At 57.5% G+C, this 20,278-nt stretch carries 16 protein-coding genes; 2 read left to right on the top strand and 14 right to left on the bottom strand.

Annotation, left to right across the window (positions count from 1 at the left end; genetic code table 11):
- Window positions 1-23: 23 nt before the first annotated feature.
- The 5 genes from AC5DB9_RS06950 to AC5DB9_RS06930 form a co-directional block, all read right to left on the bottom strand.
- Window positions 24-443: an HIT family protein gene (locus tag AC5DB9_RS06950; protein ID WP_272991274.1), complete on the bottom strand. Its 420-nt coding sequence runs from the start codon at window positions 441-443 to the stop codon at window positions 24-26.
- Between the two features lie 2 nt (window positions 444-445).
- Window positions 446-1,552, bottom strand: coding sequence for an MBL fold metallo-hydrolase (locus AC5DB9_RS06945; protein ID WP_272991275.1), 1,107 nt, complete (start codon window positions 1,550-1,552; stop codon window positions 446-448).
- 106 nt (window positions 1,553-1,658) lie between these two features.
- Window positions 1,659-3,821: a xanthine dehydrogenase family protein molybdopterin-binding subunit gene (locus AC5DB9_RS06940; RefSeq protein ID WP_272991277.1), complete on the bottom strand. Its 2,163-nt coding sequence runs from the start codon at window positions 3,819-3,821 to the stop codon at window positions 1,659-1,661.
- The gene (locus AC5DB9_RS06935) at window positions 3,821-4,324 is read right to left on the bottom strand and encodes a (2Fe-2S)-binding protein (RefSeq protein ID WP_022960263.1); all 504 of its coding nucleotides are present in this window, start codon (window positions 4,322-4,324) and stop codon (window positions 3,821-3,823) included. The genes AC5DB9_RS06940 and AC5DB9_RS06935 overlap by 1 nt, the downstream gene beginning before the upstream one ends.
- A 118-nt stretch (window positions 4,325-4,442) precedes the next feature.
- Complete coding sequence (locus AC5DB9_RS06930; RefSeq protein WP_272991278.1) at window positions 4,443-4,904, bottom strand: Lrp/AsnC family transcriptional regulator; 462 nt, start codon at window positions 4,902-4,904, stop codon at window positions 4,443-4,445.
- Window positions 4,905-5,056: 152 nt separating this feature from the next.
- Between AC5DB9_RS06930 and ald the strand changes: the two genes are divergently transcribed.
- Both ald and AC5DB9_RS06920 read left to right on the top strand, forming a co-directional pair.
- Window positions 5,057-6,172: an alanine dehydrogenase gene (gene ald / locus AC5DB9_RS06925; protein WP_272991279.1), complete on the top strand. Its 1,116-nt coding sequence runs from the start codon at window positions 5,057-5,059 to the stop codon at window positions 6,170-6,172.
- Between the two features lie 173 nt (window positions 6,173-6,345).
- A complete protein-coding gene (locus AC5DB9_RS06920; protein ID WP_273009709.1) occupies window positions 6,346-8,118 on the top strand; it encodes an FAD-dependent oxidoreductase in 1,773 nt (590 codons plus the stop codon).
- A gap of 197 nt (window positions 8,119-8,315) precedes the next feature.
- On the opposite strand, the gene AC5DB9_RS06915 is transcribed toward AC5DB9_RS06920, so the two are convergent.
- The 9 genes from AC5DB9_RS06915 to AC5DB9_RS06875 all read right to left on the bottom strand — a co-directional run.
- Window positions 8,316-10,055, bottom strand: a complete 1,740-nt coding sequence (locus AC5DB9_RS06915; RefSeq protein WP_272991281.1) for an amidohydrolase — start codon at window positions 10,053-10,055, stop codon at window positions 8,316-8,318.
- Window positions 10,056-10,073: 18 nt separating this feature from the next.
- Window positions 10,074-10,577: a nuclear transport factor 2 family protein gene (locus AC5DB9_RS06910; protein ID WP_272991283.1), complete on the bottom strand. Its 504-nt coding sequence runs from the start codon at window positions 10,575-10,577 to the stop codon at window positions 10,074-10,076.
- Between the two features lie 111 nt (window positions 10,578-10,688).
- Window positions 10,689-13,043, bottom strand: a complete 2,355-nt coding sequence (locus AC5DB9_RS06905) for a TonB-dependent receptor (RefSeq protein WP_272991284.1) — start codon at window positions 13,041-13,043, stop codon at window positions 10,689-10,691.
- Window positions 13,044-13,757: 714 nt separating this feature from the next.
- Window positions 13,758-15,068, bottom strand: a complete 1,311-nt coding sequence (locus AC5DB9_RS06900; RefSeq protein ID WP_272991285.1) for an NAD(P)/FAD-dependent oxidoreductase — start codon at window positions 15,066-15,068, stop codon at window positions 13,758-13,760.
- Window positions 15,068-16,441, bottom strand: coding sequence for an aminotransferase family protein (locus tag AC5DB9_RS06895; RefSeq protein ID WP_022960255.1), 1,374 nt, complete (start codon window positions 16,439-16,441; stop codon window positions 15,068-15,070). The genes AC5DB9_RS06900 and AC5DB9_RS06895 overlap by 1 nt, the downstream gene beginning before the upstream one ends.
- Before the next feature lie 69 nt (window positions 16,442-16,510).
- Window positions 16,511-17,584 (bottom strand): 1-aminocyclopropane-1-carboxylate deaminase/D-cysteine desulfhydrase, encoded by a 1,074-nt coding sequence (locus tag AC5DB9_RS06890; RefSeq protein ID WP_272991286.1) that lies wholly within the window; start codon window positions 17,582-17,584, stop codon window positions 16,511-16,513.
- 38 nt (window positions 17,585-17,622) lie between these two features.
- Window positions 17,623-19,179 (bottom strand): gamma-glutamyltransferase family protein, encoded by a 1,557-nt coding sequence (locus tag AC5DB9_RS06885; RefSeq protein ID WP_272991287.1) that lies wholly within the window; start codon window positions 19,177-19,179, stop codon window positions 17,623-17,625.
- 3 nt (window positions 19,180-19,182) lie between these two features.
- Complete coding sequence (locus AC5DB9_RS06880) at window positions 19,183-19,833, bottom strand: cyclase family protein (RefSeq protein ID WP_022960252.1); 651 nt, start codon at window positions 19,831-19,833, stop codon at window positions 19,183-19,185.
- Window positions 19,834-19,852: 19 nt separating this feature from the next.
- The coding region (locus AC5DB9_RS06875; protein WP_491732034.1) for an aldehyde dehydrogenase family protein at window positions 19,853-20,278 on the bottom strand (426 nt) is incomplete at its 5' end.

The raw sequence follows: 20,278 nt of genomic DNA, 5'->3' as shown, positions 1-20,278 counted from the left end.
GCGCATGGACAAAATCGGTCAAATCACAGGGCGTTTTTCAGGGCTTCGCGCAATTCACCGGCAAGTTCCGCCAGTTCCTCAGGCTTACCCGGTTCCCGGCCGTGAGCCTTGGCGGGCCGCCCCGCGTAGGCAGGCACCAGATGCATGTGATAGTGAAAAACGGTCTGGCCCGCTTCGGCGCCGTTAAACTGATACACCCCCATGCCGTCAGCATCGCAGTGCTGTTTCAGCAGCGGTGCAAAGCGGCGGGAGAATTCAGCAACGGCAGCCAACGCCTGCTCGCTCATACAGAACAGGTCGTCGTGGTGGGCCAGTGGGACAATCAAGGTATGGCCCGGTGATGCCGGGGCAATGTCGAGAAAGCAAATCAGCGACTCGTCTCGATAAATTTCATGGCAGGGCAGCTCGCCCGCGATGATCCGACAAAAAACACAGTCCGACATCGTCAAACCTCCAGCGGGCCATCATCGGGCTCATGGGGACAACGTGCATAGGGGCTGCCATCGGGATCGAGACTGCTGTAGCGATAGGCGCCCTGCTCGTCCAGCTCGCGCTTCAAGCGCCCCTGGTAATACAGGTAGTGCAAGTGGGCTACCGATTCACCCAGTGCCAGCGTTAACTGGTTCATTTCAATCTCCCGGGCAAACAGCACACTGAACAGCTCCACGGCCGTTTTCGGGGTTTCACAGGCCTTTTCCACCGCGGCCAAATGCCCTTTGTGGTGATCGACCAGATACTCCAGCCGGTAGTGCACACCGTAGAACGGTGCATTGTGAGCAGGCATTACCAGGGTATCGGCGGGCAGCGCCTCGCGGAAACGGCTCAGCGCAGCGAACCAGTCCGCCAGCGGGTTGGCGTCCGGCTCAGCGGGCATCACACTGACGTTAGAGGTGATACGGGGAATAATCTGGTCGCCGGACAGCAGCAGCTTGTCATCGGCGCAGAACAGGCTGACATGTTCAGGCGAATGCCCGCTGCCGGTCATCACCTGCCAGCGCCGCCCGCCAATATTGAGCACTTGCCCGTCTTTCAGACGCTGATAGGCTTTGGGCATGGGCTCAACGATATTGCCAAAACCTTTGAATTTGGCGCGCATTTTTTCAATGGCTTCAGACGGGATGCCCGAGCGCTGAAAATACTGGGCCGTGGTCCACTCGAGATCACCTTCGCCCATGCTGCTGAACATTCTCGAGCTCACATACTCCCCAAAGCTCATATACAGCGGCACCCGGAACTCCCGGCACAGCCAGCCCGCCTGCCCGATGTGATCGGGATGCATATGGGTACAAATGACCCCGAGCAAGGGTTTGCCAGCCATCTGATTATCAAACAACAGTCGCCAGCGTTCCTGAGTATCCCCCCATTTCATGCCCGTATCGACGATATACCAGCCGTTCTCGTCTTCGAGCACATAGAGATTGATGTGATCCAAGGCCATGGGCAGCGCCATCTGCAACCAGTACACACCGGGTGCAACGGCAATCCACTCGCCTTTTTCAGGCGCGTTGGCAAAGGGGTAACGAATCGGGTCTTGTGTGGATGCTTGAGTCATAGGCTACGGCCCACCGCTGCCGCATTATTATTGGAAGATCAACAGACACAGTAGCTGACTATGCTCCACCACTGTGCATAACAGCGATGGAGCATAGCAGCTTTTCTCAGCTCAAGCGCAGCGGGAGCTGGCGCAGACGCTGACCGGTAGCCGCAAAAATCGCGTTGGCCAGTGCCGGTGCGATGGGCGGTGTACCCGGCTCACCAACGCCGCTGGGCGGATTGGTACTGGCCAGCAAGTGGACCTCGATCTCGGGCGTTTCGGGCATCCGAAGCATACCGTAATCGTGGAAGTTGCTTTGCTGAACAGCGCCATCCTGCAGGGTAATTTCGCCTTTAAGCGCCGCGGTCAGTCCGAAAATAATGCCACTTTCCATTTGCGCCACGACGATCTCGGGATTCACCACCATGCCGCAGTCCACCGCACAGACAACCTTGTGGACCTTGAGTTGGCCTCCGTCCACCGAGACCGTGACGACCTCGGCAACCACCGAGCCAAAGGACTCATGCACCGCCAATCCCTGGAATTGACCCGCGGGCGGATTGCCCCAGTCAGCGCGCTTAGCGACTTCACTGAGAACACGGTAGTGGCGGGACGCCTTATCCATGTTTGCCAGACGGAAATCCAGGGGATTGCGGCCTGTGCGGTGCGCCAGTTCGTCGATAAAGCCTTCGATGAAGAAGGCATTTTGAGAGTGCCCTACCGATCGCCAGTAGCCCAACGGCGCCGTAAGCTCCTGCATCACATAATTGCTGCGCTTATAGGGAAATTGATAGGGCGAGTGAATCAGGCCCTCGGTAGCCGCCGGGTCAGAGCCTGCCGCCATATCGCCGATGGTTTCGTGCACGCCACCGGGAAGCCACGCGGGCAACAGACTGCGGGTCATCAGTGGCAGAAACTGCCCGAAAATGCTCGGTGCAACGGCCTTTATCTGCAGGCTGCTGACGGTATCACCATCAACCGTTGCCGCCATCAGCGCCGAGGAATTCGGGCGGTAATAGTCATGCCGCGTATCGTCTTCACGGCTCCAGATCAGACGCACGGGCTTGCCACTGAGCTGGGCAATTCGTGCGGCCTCCACCACATAGTCGTTCTGAATCCGCCGACCAAAGCCGCCGCCCAGAAAATGGTTGTGCACCTGAATTTGCGATTTTTCCAGCCCGGTCGCGCGCGCAACGGCATCCACCGCGAGCTGCACTCCCTGCATCCCCGACCAGATTTCCAGACCGTTCTCAGTGGGCACCGCCAAGGCATTCATGGGCTCCATCGTGGCATGCGCCAGATACGGCACATCGTACATCACCTCGAAACGCTCCCCGGTCGCGGCAGAGGCCTCGCCCAGCTCCTCAACCACCTTGCCCTCTTCGGTTTTTGCCAGCTCATGGCGTTGCGCGCGCAACGCGTCACTGCTGACACCCGCCAGCGGGCCTTTGTCCCAGTCCAGCTGAATCTTGTTGGCAGCCTGGCGGGCATGCCAATAGTTATCAGCCAGCACCGCAACAGCGCCATCAACCTCCAAAACCTGAACAAGGCCGGGACTGCCCTCGGCAGCGCTGGCATCAAACCCCTTCAGGCTGCCACCGAAATGCGGGCAACGCAGCAATACGGCACTGAGTGCGCCGGGATATTGCGCATCGATGCCGAAAGTCGCTGTGCCAGTGGACTTGCTGTGGGCATCCAGGCGTGTGTTCTGCTTGCCAATAAAACGGAATTCTGTCGCCGGTTTGAGTTCAAGCGTTTCCGGCTGCGGGAGCTGGCGAGCCATCTCAACCAGACTGCCGGGCGCAATTTGCTTGTCGCCGACATAAAGACTGCCATCGCGCAACTGTACCTGCTCGATGCCTATGCCCTGCTGTTCTGCAGCCGCCTGTCGCAGCAACTGCGACAGCATCGCCGCCGCTTCACGCAATGGCGTAAAGCTGGTGCGGACCGAGGAGCTGCCTCCGGTCAACATGACGTAAAAATCCGGATCGATAAAATCCGGGTGGAATTGCGCATGCTCAATGCGCAGCATTTCCGGCGGCATATTCAGTTCTTCCGCCACCAGCGTTGCCAGCCCGGTATGCGTGCCCTGCCCCATTTCCACTTTGTGCAGCTGCATAATGAAATCGCCCTGGGGCGTCAGCTGAATAAAAGCATTGGGTTGCAGGTCACCTGCGGCGGCATGAGGCAGCGGCGTCGGACCACAGCCAGTGAGTGAGACTCCCACAACCAATGAGCCGCCAAGCAGCGCGCTGCCTTTGATAAAGTTTCTGCGACTGACTGACATCACACGGCCTCCCCGTTAGCCTGAGCGGGATCAAATTGCTGCACCGCACCGGCCGCCTGATGAATCGCCGCACGAATTTTGGGATAGGTGCCGCAGCGGCAAATATTGCCGGCCATGGCCGCATCGATCTCCGCATCGCTGGGTTGCGGGTTACTCTCCAACAAGGCCACCGCAGACATTATCTGCCCTGACTGGCAGTACCCGCACTGAGGTACACTCAGCGCAATCCAGGCCTCTTGAACCGGGTGTAACTGACCTTCGTTGCCACTCAAGCCTTCAATGGTCGTAATGGATTGACCTTGTGCCGCCATAGCGGGAACGCTGCAACTGCGGATCGGCGTACCATTGAGATGCACCGTGCAAGCGCCGCACAGGCCCATGCCGCAACCGAACTTGGTGCCGGTCATTGCCAGGGTATCCCGAAGCAGCCATAACAGCGGCATTTGTCCATCCACTTCCAACTGCTGCGGCTCACCATTGAGCGTGAAACTCAGTTGCGCCATATCCCCTCCCAAAGTCTGACGTCGTGCCCGGATTGTACCGACAAAGCCAGCCATTATGGCTAAAGCTCGCCAATATGCGCATTACGGCTTGTTCATAAAAAGGTCGAGCCGATGGTATTCAACGCAGCGGCAGTGACGTCCGCTTGAGAATCGGACGCAGGGCAAAGCTCGACTGCACGCGCGCCACACCCGGCAGGCGGGTGAGCTGATTGTGAATACGCTCGAAGTCGGAGGTCCCGGCCACAACCACTCTCAGCATATAATCCACTTCGCCGCTCATTAAATAGCACTCCATGACCTCGGGAACCGACTGAATCGCCGCCTCGAAGCCGCGAAGACTTTCTTCTCGCTGATCGGCCAGCGACACATTCACAAATACCGTGCCAGCGAGCCCGACAGACTCGGCGTTTACATGCGCCGCGTAGTGGCTGATGACGCCCAGCTCATCGAGCTGCTTCACACGCCGCAGGCAAGCCGACTCCGAAAGCCCGACGCGCTCCGCCAGCTCAACATTGGCAATGCGGCCCTGCACTTGCAGCACCGCCAAAATAGCCCGATCTATTCTATCCAGATTTCGCATTCGCAGATTCTTGCAGCTATAAGTAAGTCATGGCGGAATGATTGCAAAATTGCCCTGACAAGCGAGGGATTTTGCAAGCGACTGCCCCACGACCCAGTTTACAGTGAATTCCGAACATTTGTTCACATTATTTAGCGCAGCAGGAAATCACTATGATCATCGGCCTTCCCAAAGAAATTAAAAACCACGAATACCGCGTCGGCCTGACGCCCGCATCTGTCAGAGAACTTTGCAAGCACGGCCACCGTGTGCTGGTTCAGAAGAACGCGGCGTTGGAAATCGGTTTTGACGACACGGCCTATGTCAGCGCCGGAGCCAGCATCGTAGACGACGCCGCTGCGGTCTTTGCACAGGCCGAGATGATCGTCAAAGTCAAAGAGCCCCAGCCATCGGAATTTGCCATGCTGCGTCCGGGGCAAATCCTCTTTACCTATCTCCATCTGGCCCCGGACTTGCCGCAAACTCAGGCACTGCTCAACTCCGGCGCCATCGCCATCGCCTACGAAACCGTTACTGACAGTCGCGGCGGACTCCCCCTGCTGGCTCCGATGTCAGAAGTCGCAGGACGGCTGGCCATTCAGGCGGGGGCCAGCGCCATGGAAATGGCCCACGGCGGTCGCGGCCTGCTATTGGGCGGGGTGCCCGGTGTGGCACCCGCGAAAGTCTGCGTTATTGGCGGCGGCGTTGTCGGCAGCAATGCCGCCCGCATGGCGGCTGGCCTGGGTGCCGATGTCACCATTCTGGATACCTCGCTGGGACGCCTGAAACAACTCGACGAACAGTTCAATGGTCGGGTGAAGACCCTCTATTCCACCGCCGATGCGCTTGAGGATGCCGTTCTGTCAGCAGATTTAATTATTGGTGCAGTGCTGGTTCCCGGCGCCAATGCGCCGCGCTTGATCACCGCTGAGATGGTCAAGGATATGAAACGCGGTTCGGTACTGGTGGATGTTGCCATTGACCAGGGCGGCTGCTTTGAGACGTCCGTGCCCACGACGCACGATAAGCCCACGTACCGGGTTGATGATGTGGTGCACTACTGCGTAGCCAATATGCCCGGCGCGGTGGCCAGAACCTCTACGCTGGCGCTCAACAACGCGACCCTGCCCCATGTGATTGCACTGGCTGACAAGGGCTGGCAACAGGCATTAAAAGACGACCCACATCTGCTGGCGGGCCTGAATATCTGCAAAGGCAAGCTCACTTGCGAGGCGGTATCTCAGGCACACGACCTGCCTTTTACCGCTGCCACGTCACTGCTTCAGTAAGCCTCCGCTAGCTGGCCGCCTCCCCGCAGGGCTCTCCCGGCGGGGCTCTATCCACGGATCTCTACCCTCGGGTCTCTGTCCACCCAGCGTCGTCATTGCGCCTGCATTCATGCAGGCGTATTATCGAACAACTGTTTAAAATGCGAACTTTCCTGTTGTTATGACGAGATATTATGACTAGACGCTTGCTCGCCACGCTCATCGCCACCCTCCTTCTCAATGCGGCCACCGCCATGCCTGTCGATGACGGCCACCAAGACGCCGTCGATGTCATCATCGTCGGCGCGGGCATCGCGGGTCTGTCAGCGGCCGTTGACCTGGCGGCGCAAGGCGTCCAAGTCGCCGTCTTCGATATGAATTCCCAGGGCAGCGGCCACGCCATTCTTGCCAGCGGCATCGCCATGGTGAACACCGAAAAACAACGCGCCGCGGGGATTCAGGACAGCACGGAGCAGGCACTCAAAGACTGGCTGGCATATTCAGAAGACGGTAACCCCAAGTGGTTGCGCTTTTACGCGGATCATTCCAGCGCGATGGTCTACGACTGGCTGACAGAGCTGGGGGTGGTCTTCGATAATCTTGTCGCCGACGATACCAACCGCTCACTCCCCCGCTTCCACTACCCCGACGGCGAGGCCCGGGATATCGTCTTACCGATTTACCGCAAAGCCCTGTCTTTCCCGAACCTCCATTTTTACTTCAATACACAGGTCACCGATATCCTCAGTGAAGGCGGTCGAGCCATTGGCGTGAAAACCCGCAATCTGCGCAGCGGTGCCGCAGGCGACTATCACGCAGCGCATATCGTACTGGCAACCGGGGGCATGGCGGGCAGTCTTGCGCGAATTCGCGATCACTGGCCTGCCCACTTTCCGGACGACGCCGCGCTGCTGGCGGGCGGCAGTCATTTCGCACAGGGGCTGGGCCACGATATGGCGACCAGCCTGGGCGCCGCCCAGCAGCACCTGAACCGTCATTGGTTTTACCCGGTTGGGATACCGGACCCCGCCGCCCCTGACAGCGGTCATGGCATCACCCTGAGTGGTCCGCGGGGTCTCTGGCTCAACGATGAAGGCCAGCGTTTTATTAACCCGCTATCGTCGAACAAAGCCATTCTCGACGTCATGACCACCCTGCCGGAGGCCAGCTTCTGGCTGGTATTCGATGATCGCGTGAGAAGCACGCTCAAACCCCGCACCATCAAATACCGGTATGACCGCTCCCGCTACGAGCGCGAACTCATCAACAACCCCAAGCTCGTCGCCAAAGCCGCAAGCCTGAGCGAACTGGCCGAAAAAACCGGCATGCCCGCGACAACACTCAGTGCCAGTATTGCCCGTTTCAATACGCTGTTGGCAGAGGGAAATGACCGCGATTTCGGCCGTTTCCCGGCCAGCTTCTCCGGTAATGTGACCATGCCGGCGGTGCCGCTTAAACCCATTACTGAGCCGCCCTTTTACGCCATCCGCATTCACCCCAGCAATGCCGAGTCGATGGGCGGAGTGGTCATCGACAAGGGCGCTCACGTGCTGTCTACACAGGGTCAGCATATTCCGGGTCTGTACGCGGCGGGTGAGCTGACCGGTTCCATGGGAATGAATGGCAGCAAATACCGGATCAATGGCTTGTATCTGGGGCCGTCGGTCATGACCGGCCGACTCGCCGCAGCGAGCATTCTCAAGGCACTCGGTGATACTCGCACTGGCGCGATACCTCCACAGATCACGGTTCAGCGCCCCGCGAACAGCCCTTACGACGCCGCCACGATGAAAGCCCGTCTGAAAAGCCCCCAAAATGGATACTGGCACTTTGAATCGGTGCACGATGTGGTGCTCAGTCGCGAATTGAGCTGCGATAGCTGTCACAGCGACGCCTTTCCCAAACGTGCCGCCCTCACCCACCGCGAACGACTGGCGCAAACGCAAGTCTGCACCGTTTGTCATTAGACTCGGTGCTCTTGAACCTTCGTACTCTTTAATCTCGGCAATCTTGAACCTCCGTACTCTTGAATCCCGGTACTATTGAACCACAGTGCTCTCGCGTCCCAGAGCTTGGCAAGCATCAGAACAAGCAGCCAATACCGCGTCAGCATAGGCATAAAAAAGCCGGGCAATGTGCCCGGCTTGTCATCGCAAACAGAAATTCAACGCGCGTAAACGCGCTTACCCGCCAGATAGGTTTCCAACACCTTGGTATCTTTGATGTCGTCGATGTCGCAGCTGAGAATATCGCGATCGATAATCACCATATCGGCGTATTTTCCCGCCTCAAGACTGCCCACGATGTCGTCCCAGTTCAGTGCAAATGCGGCATTAATCGTATACATGCGCAAGGCCTGCTGCCGGGTGATGGCTTGTTCAGGATGCACTGGCTTCTCTACCCAGCGTGCCTTGCGGCTGTGACTGATCCACATCGCCAGAAACGGGTTAAAGGGGTTAACCGCGTTATTCGGATCTTCCAGCGACCAGTGGTCAGAACCACCGGCAACGACGATCCCCTTGTCAAAGTAGGTCTTGAGGGGCTGGAAGTAACGCAGGCGCTCATCACCGAACTGCTTGAGCAGGGCGAAGGAGTCGAGATAGAACCACGCTGGCTGAATATCCGCCACGATGCCCAGCTCAGCCATTTTGTCGATGGCCCAGGGCGTGGTGAAGTTGCCGTGGGTCACCGACGAGCGACTGCCCTTCACCGGCACGGTTTTGTTGACATCATTGTAGGCCTTCACCACTTCCAGCACCGCACCGTCGCCCACCGCATGCGAGGTAAACTGCATACCGGCTGATATGGTTTCCGCCATCATCATGCGCAGCCGTTCCGGGGATATGAAGGATTTGCCGTGGTAATGCGGATCGGTAATACCGTGCACATGGCTTTTCCCCCAGGGCTCGTTGAACAAGGCACTGCCGCTGAGAATACCGCCGTCGAAAAAGGTCTTGATGCCGACAACCTGGACCATCGGGTCATGGCTGTTCACGACGGGAAGCGCCGCAATGCGATGGATTTCGGCCTTAATGTCCTCGTCCTTCACATCCTTGCCCGTACTCAAGGCATGAAACAGACCAATGCGAGTGGTTGCCAGGCCGCGATCCGCCACCGACTGATAGAAGGCCAATACATCGGGGAAGGTATTGCGATCGGCAACGGTGGTTAAGCCCATACTGTTATAGATGCCGCTCATTTTGCGGTACATCGCCGTGCGCTCGTCCAGCGTTTGGGTGTGGTCGGGCGTACCAATATCCTCGATATAGCGGGTGTGATGCCGGATTTTACCGGTTGGCTCTCCCTCTTCATCGACAATAATGTCGTCCGGATGCTCGGCAGCAAACGCCTTATCGATGCCCGCGGCCGCCAGTGCAGATTTGCTCAGCACCGCAAAGGGCGAGATGGTGAACGGCGCAAAGACCACCTTGTGCTCCGGTGCCGCCGCCGTCAGTTCGTCGCCGGTGGGCAAGCGGTGGTCACGCAACCGGGTTGGATAAGTGGTACGCACCCACACCCATCCGCCTTCCGGGGTTTGTGCCGCGCGCTCTTTCACAAAGGCCAGCACGTCGGCCACCGTTTTCATGACCGGAATCGGATAGCGGAACTCAGAAACCGCCGCAGAGAGCGTATGTTGATGACTGTCGATCAAACCCGGCAACAGCGTCTTGCCATCGAGATCAACCAGCTTGGTGACCTCAGATTTGGCTTTCATCACTTGCTCAGTGCTGCCGGTTGCCAGGACCTTGCCGTCTTTTACAGCGATGGCTTCGGCAATCGTAAAGTCATCGTCAACCGTGACGACCTTGCCGTTGTAGAAAATCATATCCGCCGATATGTGCTTCTCGCAGCCAGCCAGCAGCAGACCGCTGAACATCAGGCAAGTCAGAATAATCAGGCGCATGGAGTCCTCCTCGGGTCGCTACTTCGCAAAACGGCCCATAAACAGTGGAACCGTCTTGCGTTCGGCGAGCTTACAGCCCCCCTCAGCCAGGGTATAACGGTCGTGATATTCGCCCATGAACAGGCGGAATGTTTCGATAGGACGCGGCGCATTCGGATCAGCATCGCTGTAATACATCGAGAAATACACCACACCGGTGGCCGAGTCATCGCCGTCTTTTTCGATGTACATATTGTCAATCAGCAGGCGGGCGAAGTTGGCAGAATCCTGCCCCTCTCGAAGTCGGGTGATGATTGCATCGCGACCCTTATAGGGCTTTTTGCCCATGTAGAACACCGCGTTCTCGGCAAACAAGTCGCCGTAGGCATCGGCGTTGCCGCTGTCGCGCGCCTGCGCATAGCGATAGTTAAGGGTTTTACACGCCTCGACAGCAGTCGAATCCGCTGCGGGTCGAGTGGCGGTGAGGCTGCAGCCGGCAAGCAGAACGACCGCCGCCGCTGAGCTGAGAATTCGGTAGACCATAGACAAACCTCCTCTGGCCTTAAACGCAAAAAGGAGCCGGGCCTGCTCCCGCACATGAACAAGCGGAAGCAGGCATCACCGACTCAACAGGGTGGAGACTATCAGTGTTGATCAGTAACGATAGGTGGCGGTGATCCCCAGAGTCATGGGACGGTATGACTCAACATAGTAGAGACCGGCACCGGAACCATCGTGTCCTCTGGCCAACTTGTCGTCGGAATTGGTGACGTTGTCGACAAACAGGGAGACATCCGCACCGTTCAGACGAGCACCTACACGCATCGACAGGAAGTTTGTTCCCGGCAATGCATCGAGGTCGGGGTCGTAGCCAAAGGTGCCAGAACGGCCACCGGCTGCGAGATTGTCGCGAGTGAAGTCATAGTCCATACGGAAGTAACCTTCGTACTCCATGACCATCATCTCGTACTGCAGGAAGGCATTACCGGACCAGCGAGGACCGCTCAGACGCTGACCGGCTGACTTCAGCAGTACGCCGTTACCGGCATAGACGTCGTCGTCATAGGTCGTGTCGTTGTAGCCGACAGCGAAGCCCATTTCCAGACTCGCCAGTGGCGAGAACGAGAAGGAGGCATCCACACCTTTACCGGTGACATCACTGAGGTTACCGATAAACGACAGACTACAGGTGGGCAGATTCACCTCTTGCTGAATATCGGACCACTCGATGTAATAGAGGTTAAGGTCCATTTTCAGCGCGCCGTTGAACAGGTCGTTCTTACTACCGACTTCATAGGCCCACAGAGAGTCCTCGTCATAGGCCGACGGTGCACCACTCAGACCCAGTGCGGCCAGATCCGCGCCACAGAACTCCGTGTTCACGTTAGGCTGTGCACCACCGGGGCGGTAGCCCTTGCTCAAGGTGCTGTAGAACATGTTTTCATCGTCGGGCGTCCAGGTCACGCCAACCTTCGGCGTAAACGCGGTTTCTTTCTGATCGGCGGTCACCACGCTGCGAGTACCGCTGTTCAGCGGACCGTCTTTCATATCCCAGTAATCAAACTTGTTCTGGCTGAGACGCGCCGCTGCGGTAAATACCAGCGCTGCACTGGCTTTCCAGTCCACGCTTGCAAACACCGCTGTTTGCTCATCTTCAACCTCCAGCTCCTGGTACAGGCTGTACTTGCCATCGACCTGAGGGTAGTAATCAAAGCCCGAACCATTCCACGAGGGGAAGTCGCTTCCCGGTGTACGACCCGAGCCGAAGGCCTGCTCCTGAGTCTGTTCGGTTTTGGAGTAATAGAAGCCCGCTGCCCAGTCGAACATGCTGTCGTCGTTATACGACTGCAGACGAATTTCCTGCACAAAGTTCTTCTGAGAGTTATTCATCACCGTATCGGAGTTGTTTTCCACCTTATTGGAGTAATCGCCAAAGGTGTCGCCCGAACGCAGGAAGGACTGATAACGCAGATAGTTAATCGTATCGTCCTGCTCGCGATCGAAGTACGAGGTATTCGAGATCAACTCAAAGGTTTCAAAGTCGTACTGCACCATCAACGACGGCAGCAGGAACTTGTCCGCCATGGGCTCCAGCGACTGAACACCCGTGCGATAGTCATTGTCCGTCGAATCGGTGTAGTTCTCCCAGTATTCGTCACGGGAGTCACCTTCTACCTTCTGGTAATACAATGATGGCGTAATCGTCAGCGCATCACTGGCCCGCCAGGTCGCGGCCAGTTTGATCGCCGTCACCTCTTCGGAGTTGATGTCCTTCTTCAGTACCCGGCCACCACGGTTCTCATTCACCGCCTCCACCTGATCGATATAGCCGCCGATCTGGTTGTGGTAGATGCTGCCTCGCACGGCTACGGTATCGCTGAGTTGCATACCGCCTGCGATACCCGCTTCATAGCTTTCATCACCATGATCCGTGAAAGAAACCTGCGCGCGAGCATACAAACTCGGATCGCCGAACTCCGGTTGCGGGGTAATAAAGCGCACCGCACCACCCATGGCGCTGGCACCAAACTGCGTACCCTGCGGACCGCGCAGCACTTCCACCCGTTCCAGATCGAAGATGCGCGGATAGGGGTTGCCACCCCAATAGCCGATGTTACGGATCTGGATAGGCGTATCGTCTATATAGATAGCCGTGGTGGCAGAACCCACATTCGAGGAAATACCGCGAATGTTAATATCGGTCGAGTTGGAGCCCGACGAACCGGCTTGTCGAGTAAACACCAGACTCGGTGTCAAGCGGCTGATATCTTCGATTTGACGAATACCCTGGATATCCATTTGCTCCGAGGTATAGTTAGTTACAGAAATGGGCACGTCCATGATGTCCGCATCTTTACGTTGGGCGGAAATGACAACCACCTCTTCAACGACCCGCTCCTGAGATTCCTGAGCAAAGGCCGCACTGCTCACTGCACCTTGTATGGCAGCCGCTGAAATGCAGCCAGCCAGTACATTTTTACGGAACCGTTTTCTGGTTGTTTGAGACATGAATATCTCCCCTCTTTCTTGTCGCCTATAAGACGGCCGCCCTTCTCCAAGAGATCACCACCGAGGTGGTCAGACCGGGACAGCCTTAGTACGCATAGCGGTCACCAGTTCACATTGCAAACAACAGGCCAATACAAAGAAGTTTTCAGAGCAATTTTCAGACGGGAAAAAAGCACGCCGTTTCCAAACGGTCGCCGCGTACTGTGTATTTGCTGAGCCTGCAGAAAAAAATCAGGAGGGATAATTAATTTTCAATAATTACAACAAATTACAGAAAAAAAGGAGAAGCAACTGGAACCTTGTCAACAGCGACAACACTGACCTGGCGAGCAAAAATCCACCACCCTTCAGTCATGCCGCTACATACATTGGAAAAGCTGATAAATATCATTAGGAATTCTCATCTATTCCCGACGACAAAAAACACACAGAACAAGGGCACTTTCCATTGCGGCGCATCATCGCGGTTTTTCACGTAAAAATGGCGGTAAAAAGCGCACACATTGAGTGCGGCGGCACTAAATAAAGGCGGTTTTTACCGGGCAATTTCCTGCGTTTTTCATCGAAATAATATGAACTTAACAGCGAACTTAAGTGGCGCTATTTCGGTCTGCAAACGTCGAATTTACATCCTGATTTTTTGGCAAAAAAAAAGGGCCTGGGGAAACCCCAGGCCCTGGAAAAATACGGCGTTACCTGCAGCGTTTCGCGATACTAGCCGCGAACAGAAAAACTGCTTTCCCGGTTGATCTCGCGGCGGCGCGAGAACATGCCAAGATTGATCTCATTGCCGGTATAACGACATTGATAAGTGAGCGGCATCGCATCATGGTCGTAGCCTTTTTCACAGGCATCCACCAATTCTGCCATCAGATCGCCCACTACACCGGCGTTTTTAAACTGGTGACCGCTGGTGCCCACCGCCATGTAAAAGCCCGGCAGTTCTGAGCGATCATAAATGGGAATCCAGTCGTCGGAGACATCGTAGAGATCCACCACACCGGAAGCCTGGCTGGGAATGGGCAACTCAGGAATCCGGCGAGCCGCGCGGTAGACCTGTGCCGTCCACTGACTCTCGGTAAATTCACGATTGAAATTATCCGGATCGTCCACCCAGACCTGGGAATCACACGGCGGATCACCGGAACCAACCGTGACCTTGTTGCCGGTTTCCGGACGGTAGTACAGGTAAAGATCGTCATCCGACGTCATCACCCCCTGATGCTCAAAATCGAAACTTTTCGGGCTGGGCAGGTGGTGAACTTCGCGGCGCAACGCCTTGGTTTTCACGGCCATATCACTGGTGACACCGGCCATTTCATTGATCTTGCCTGAATAGGGACCGGAGGCATTGATCACCACGTCGGCCGTCAATATTTCGCCGCTTTCCAGACGTACTGCCGACACCCGGCCACTCTGGCGGTCAATGCCAACCACGCGTTGGCCGAGCATGAACTGACCACCATTGGCCTCAATGGCGCGACGCAGATTGTGCGTCGCCAATTGTGGATCGCCAATATAACCGGCGTTGGGTGCGAACACGCCGCCAGCCACTTCGCCGTCGTTTTCCGGCACTTCCCAGAAATCCGGGTCTTCTACCGCTACAACCGGGCCGCAGAGTTTCAGATTGAACAGCGGCAGACGCTCGTGAATATACGCGTTATCCCACTCTTCGAAGGGAATATTCAATTGCTTGTAGAACTCCGCCACATGAGGGCGATCGTCCGGCGACGATTTGATCATCAGGTGGCCACACTCGTGGTATTTCGCCAAGCCGCGCTCGTCTTCCACACCGAGAAAATTCGCCCAATCCTTCCAGTAATGATAGCCCTCGTAAGCCAGCGCCGTTGTCGCCAGACTGGAATAGGAGAAGCGCACCACTGCACAGGAATTGCTGGTAGAGCCGTAGCCCACTTCGGGGTTTTTATCGACCAGCGTCACGCTGTATCCCTTGCGGCTGAGTTGCAGACCCACCGCGCAGCCGATCACGCCAGCGCCAATAATTACTGCCTGTTTGTCTGCCATTATTCGATACCCACTTCTTTGCTGAACCAGGCAATGGACTTTTCCGTTGCCTCAACAATTTTCTCGATTTCCTTCTTGGTGGCGCACAGCGGCGGACCAAACTCCACCACCTGATAGGTACGTGCCAAGACGCCGTGTTCGCGGAGCTGGTTGGTCATCTTCGCCATCATCTGTGCTTCGGGCGGGAACATCGCGCGGGTTTCTTTATCCTGAACAAGCTCAACCGCTGTCAGCAGACCTTTACCGCGAACATCGCCGACAATCTTGTATTTACGCAGCTCGTTCAGGCCTTCCAGCAAGTAGTCACCCATTGCGGCGGAGTTTTCGACCATCCCCTCGGTTTCCATGATTTCGATATTCTTCAGCGCCGCTGCGGCCGATGCCGCATGACCACCAAAGCTGATCACATGGTTCAGACCAGACTCGCGGCCCTTGGCGGAATCGAAGACCGAGGTAATTCTTTCGCTGACCATCACCGCGCCCATTGGCGCGTAGCCGCTGGTCAGCCCCTTGGCCATGGTCATAATGTCGGGTTCGATGTCCCAATGTTCCGAGGCGAACATTTTGCCGGTACGACCGAAACCGTTAATCACTTCGTCGATAATCAGCACCACACCGTACTTATTGGCAATCTGGCGTAACTGTTTGAAGTAGGTGTCGGGCGGCAGATAAATCGACGCCGAGGCTGGAATCGGCTCGGCGATAATCGCCGCGACGGTTTCCGGTCCCTCATGGAGAATGGTCTGCTCTACCGCATCAATACAGAACTGCGCGTAGGCTTCCTCGCTCATATTCGGGTCGTGGCGGTAGATATTGTGGTGTGGCACCTGCACGCAGCCGGGCACCATGGGAGAGAAAATTTTGCTGTTAAAGTCGTGACTGGCGCCGGAAATGCTCATCGCGAAGAAGCTGGAGCCGTGGTAAGAACCGCGACGGCTGATGACTTTCGTCCGCTTTTGCTCCCCCTTCAGCCAGTGATACTGCTTGGCAATCTTGATCGCGGTCTCTACCGACTCGGTGCCGCCAGAGGTAAAAAACGCGCGGTGCAAATCACCGGGTGTGATGTCTTTAAGCTTTTCCGCCAGGCGAATGGTGGGCTCGGCGGCAAAGTTGTACGGCGTAACATAGGCCAGCTTGGCGGCCTGTTCGGCCATCGCCTGCGCCACTTCACTGCGGCCGTGACCAATGTTGGTCACAAAGGCGCCGCCAGACAGCGCGTCAACATACTCCTGACCGTGGATGTCGGTGAGATAGCAGCCTTCGCCTTTTTCAAAGACGGTCATCCCGCCCTTGGCGCGCAGTGCCGCCGGAGCCGTGACGTGGAACCAGATGCGATCCAGAGCCTCTTGTTCGAGAGGAAGTTTGTCAGTCATGCGTATCTCCATTCATTGAATGCGGCAGCCCGATTCGCGCCTCTGCGCCACGCGCTGCCAATTACAGCCTTACTCGTTCACAACATGGACCGGGGGCAGACAATGCGCCTCGGTACTCACGCCTAGCGTTTCGGCCTCGTAAGAAAACAGCGCAGGCCAGCCACCGGTGTGCAGAAACACCACGGTGTCATCGGCCGCTATACGCCCTTCCCTAATGTGCTGAATCAATCCGTGCATGCATTTGCCCGAGTACACCGGGTCCAGCAGTACACCTTCGGTTTTTGCCACCAGCGCGATGGCCTCATTGCTGCCGTCGGAGGTCTCGCCGTAGCCACCGCCGATAAAGCGATCGTCAATGTCGAGACTGTCGCCCGCAGGTACCTGGCTCAGGCCAAGCTGAAGCGCCGCTTCGCCCATATCGGCAGGCAGCTTGTTTCGGTAGTGTTCGCTGGCGCGGCTGACGCTGATACCGCGCAGTGCATACGGCAGTTCGAGATTGGCATGGGCCAGCGCCAAACCGGATAACGTCCCGCCAGAACCCACCCCCACGTAGAGGTAATTCGCCGCGACACCGCTGCACTCAAGCTGCTGATACAGCTCGCGACTGGCCTCCACATAGCTGGCCATGCCCTCCGGACTGGAGGCACCCAGCGGTACGACAAAGGGTTTACGGCCTTCGGCAATCAGCTCCTGCTCAACATTGGCAAGCGTGTCGCCGAATTCCCATCGCGGCAGGGTTTCGACAAAGCGCACATTGGCGCCATAGAGGTGGTCGAGCAGCAAATTGCCTACGGGATGTCTGGGCTCGCCGGGCACGCCGCCAAGAATCAGCTCTACCTGCAGACCCAGTTGCGACCCCATCGCCGCAGCAATCCGCGCAAGATTGGATTGAAAACCACCGCAGATCACCAGCGTATCGGCGCCATCGGCCACGGCCCGCCCAATCACATATTCGAGCTTGCGGGCCTTATTGCCACCCAGACCGACATTACTCAGGTCATCCCGCTTGAACAGAATGCGCGGCCCGCCCAGTGCTTCACTCAAACGCGGCGCTTCCATCAATGGGGTGGGAAACTGACCGAGACGGACGCGCGGCATACGGTTAATCCGATCCTGTGTGGCTTGCAGTAATTCCTTGTTCACGAATACCTCACGAAATTATCAGCGGCAGCGGCGATGTCTCAGTCGGCACAGACGCCGGCATTGCCATCCGAGCGTGGGTCAGCGGCGCCTTCCAGTTCTCCATCCGCGCGGCGGCGGACCGCCTGGGCATGGCCCACGCTTTCGGAACAGGCAGGCACGCGAGCCACATCCAGGCCATGTATTTTCAAATGTTGATCCAGTTCGGCGGGCGCATCGGCTTCGATGGCCACCGTAGGGCCAGGAAAATCAATATCCCGGGCGCCGAATACCCAGCGCGGCGTTGCCAGCACAGCCTCCAGCGAGGCCGTGCCCGCCATCACACCCGGCAGCAACTGGGCAAGAATCTGAGGTTGGGCTTTGCCCCCCATGGTGCCCAGCGAGGCGAAGGCGCGGCCTTCGCGGCGCAACAGCAACGGCATCAAGCTGTGAGCGGGACGACAGCCCGCGCGCAGAAAGTTGGGGGCCTCAGGGTCGAGCGAGAATCCCCGCGCGCGATTGTGAAAAATAATGCCGGTCTCGGGCTCGAGGACAGCTGAGCCAAAGGTCTGAAACACACTTTGAATCAGCGAAATCGACACGCCGCTGTCATCCATCGCACAAACGGCAACGGTATCGCCGTGAGCCACCGGATTATTCACCGCAGGTGCCTGCCCGGTCTGAATCGCGTGGCTGAGTCGGTTTGCCAGTGCCGTGCGATCAAACAGCGCGGCCATATCAATCGGATTACGCTGTGGATCTCCCAACAAGGCTTCTCGATCATCGGCCGCCATCAACAGCGCCTGCAGCAGATGCCGGGCACCTTCACCGCGGGCATCCAGTGGCAGGCCGAGTGCGTCCAGCGACGCAAGGGCTTCGAGCAAAACAAAGCCCTGGGAGTTAGGCGGACAGCAGAGAAATTCAACACCGTCATAGTGCAGCGACAGCGCGTCGTCGAGCGCGGTCTGATGCGATGCGAGATCTTCACTGCTGATCGGGCAGCCTTCGGCGTTCAGCCCGCGCACAACGCGCTGACTCAGCGAACCCCGATAAAAACTGTCCGCGCCCTCCTCAGCCAGGATTCTCAGGGTGTCGGCCAAGGCGGGCTGGGCAAAGCATTCGCCTTCCGCCAAGGGTCGATCACCCGGTAGTAACAACTCGCGCAAGGCGCGGTTCATCGCGCCCTGACGGTATAAAATGCCCGCCGCCAACGAGCGCGATACCGCCACGCCGTCGTCGGCCAGCGCAATCGCCGGAGCCAGTAATTCGGCCCACGGCAGTGTTCCCTGCGAGGACGACAGGCTGTACCAGGCCGCGACCAGACCGGGCACCGAGATCGACAGCGGCCCCGCATCGGGAATGCCATCGTAACGGGCGCGAAGCAGGTCGGCGTCGAGCCCGGCGGGCGCCGCGCCAGAGCCGTTGTAGGCGGTGACGTCTCCACTCGCCGACTCGACCAGCGCAAAGGCATCACCACCCAAGGCGCACTGGTGGGGGTAAACCACCGTCAGCACGGCCGCCGCCGCCAGCGCCGCATCGACGGCATTGCCGCCAGCGCGGAACATCTGCATACCGGCTTCGGTCGCCAGCGTGTGCGGTGTGGAGATCACCCCTGCCATCGATCAGCCCTCAGTGATGCCGTCGATAAGAATGGTGCGGGTCGCCGCCCCTTCCGATCCCTTAAGGCGCATGGGCAGGCAGCACATGAAGTACTCACCGTCGGGAATCTCACCTACTTTGGCGCCCTCGAGAATAATCACGTTGTTGCCGCACAGAATGTGGTGTGTCGGCCACTCTACCGAGTGCTCTGGCGCCTCGATGGTCACGTAGTCGATACCGACAAACTGCACGCCGTTGTCTACCAGATACTGGGCAGCGCAGGGAGCAATACCCACCCAGTCATCCGAGAATTCTTTCTTGATCATGCGCTTTGCAGAGTTGGTGGTTTTGAACAGCACGCGGGTCACACCGTCCAGACCGATCGCCTTGATATCGTCAGCTGTAATCGCACGATCACCAATGTGAATCAGGTCCATCACCCGGGTGCGCCCGACAAACATCTCAATGGGCAACTGTTCTACCGTCGCGCCGTCATCAATAAAGTGGCGAGGTGCATCGATATGGGTACCGGTATGTGAACCGATCAACCAGCGGGTAACGTTAGACGGAGCGCCATCTTTGATGGTGGTTACATCCATCACTTCCGGGGTTTTGCCCTCGTGCCAATACAGCATGCCGGGTTCTATATCGAGGGTAATATCGTAAATTTTCATCGTTTCTCTCCGTACTACATCAGCTTTTCGCAATCGACAGGGTTTGCAGCTCGCTGTAACTTTCAAAGCCAAGCTGCCCGTTCTCCACACCGCCCCCCGACCATTTGCGGCCGGATACCGGTGCCTGAGGAATCATGGCCAGGTGCTGGTTAATCCACACCGTGCCGGTTTCGAGGCGTGCAGCGATTGCCGTTGCCTCGGCCACATCGGGCGACCATACCGAGCCCGCCAGGCCAAATTTGCTTTGATTAAGGTGAGCAATCAGTTCATCGATATCACTGAACTCCAGCAGTGGCACAATCGGCCCAAACTGCTCCTCCACGACCAGCCGGCTGTGGCGCGGCAGGCCGGTGACCAGCGTCGGCGCATAGAAGTAGCCCTTGTCGCCCATTCGCTCGCCGCCGGTAATAAACTGCCCGCCATCGGCTTTGGCGTCTTCCGCCAA

This window comes from Spongiibacter sp. (genome assembly GCF_984394615.1).
This window is presented reverse-complemented; position numbering and strand designations above follow the sequence as displayed.